This is a genomic window from Okeania sp. (assembly GCF_983059655.1).
The window spans coordinates 2441-3970 of the sequence record NZ_CEZPJD010000471.1 but is presented as its reverse complement, the minus strand read 5'-3'; the positions used below and the strand labels follow the sequence as shown (position 1 = coordinate 3970).

The window sequence follows — 1530 nt, the reverse complement described above, 5'->3', positions numbered from 1 at the left end:
TGATGTGAAACCGACACTTTTGAACAATCGCTATCAAGTTATACAAGCACTCAGTAGTGGTGGGTTTGGAGAAACCTTCTTAGCTCAAGATACCCAAATGCCTTCTGGTCGCTACTGTGTAATTAAGCAACTTAAAGTAGTTACAAATAATCCCGAAATTTACCAACAGGTATTGCAACGTTTCCAACGAGAAGCGGCCATTTTAGAAGAATTAGGGGAGACTAATAGCCAAATACCCAAATTGTATGCTTATTTTAGTGATACAGCAGGTCAATTTTACCTAGTACAAGAATGGATAGAGGGAGAAACTCTGGGGAAAAAAGTAAAAACTACAGGCCCAATGACAGATGGTAATGTTCAGAAAATTCTGATTAGTTTACTATCGGTTATTAATTATATACATAGTAGAAATATTATTCATCGGGATATTAAACCGGAAAATATTATTTTGCGCCAACAAGATGATTTGCCTGTTTTAATAGATTTTGGGGCAGTAAAAGATTCTATTAGTACAGCAATTAATTCTCAAAATACGACACCTATTTCTATTATGATTGGTACTCCTGGATATATGGCTTTTGAGCAAGCAGCAGGACGACCAGTTTATGCCAGCGATTTATATAGTTTAGGATTAACAGCTATTTTTCTACTAACAGGAAGAGTTCCCCAAGATTTAGAATTGGATTTACAAACAGGGAAGATTATTTGGCAAAAATATACGAGTAATTTAACTCCTAAATTAGCAGGAATTTTAGACAAGGCAATTCAACCTAATATTAGCGATCGCTTTGCTACATCTACAGAAATGTTAGCTGCTTTAGAGTCTGATTCAACTCAGGTTTTTAGTAATGAAAAGACTCAGTCATCTTTATCTTTAGCAGTAGTCAATAATCCTGACAAAACTACAACTTTAAATTCACCTTTAGACCAAAGTCTAGAAAACCCTTCAACTCAATTATCTATTAATCGCAGAAATTGGCAGAAAGCTGCGATTGTTAGTAGTGTTATTGGCAGTTGTTTTTTGAGTAGTATTTTGCTCAAAAATATCTTAAGTAAATCTCCCCAAACGGACTTAGATATACCAAGATTTCCCACACCACCTACCACCGAATTAGTAAAATCAATTTCTCAACAACAAGCTGAAGAATTAATCCAGAATTGGTTAAAAGCAAAAAAAGAAATATTTGCTCCTCCATATAATCGAAAACTTGCTGCTGAATTGACAACAGGAAAAGTTTATGATAACATAGTTGCCTCTGATGGAGCGATCGTCTGGTTAAAAGAAAACAATGCTTACTATCAGTATAAAGTACAAAAAATAGATAGTATTGAATATTTTTCTATTCAAGGAAATCGAGCGACTATTCAAGTCAAAGTCACTGAAGAATATCAACTATTTAAAAATGATAAATTAGACACTACAAGGTCAGGCTCTGCCCAACTAACAGTTATTTATAACTTGACATTTATAGATGGCAAATGGAAAATAGCTACTTCTCAGATTATTTAGAAAAATACTCATCCAATTTT

1 protein-coding gene is annotated in these 1530 nt (G+C 33.9%); it reads left to right on the top strand.

Going from position 1 to position 1530, the window contains the following annotated elements; all coding sequences use genetic code 11:
- Positions 1 to 1510, top strand: a 1510-nt coding sequence (locus AC3DU7_RS22060; protein ID WP_488041451.1) for a protein kinase domain-containing protein, incomplete at its 5' end; no start/stop codon positions are given.
- Positions 1511 to 1530 lie beyond the last annotated feature (20 nt).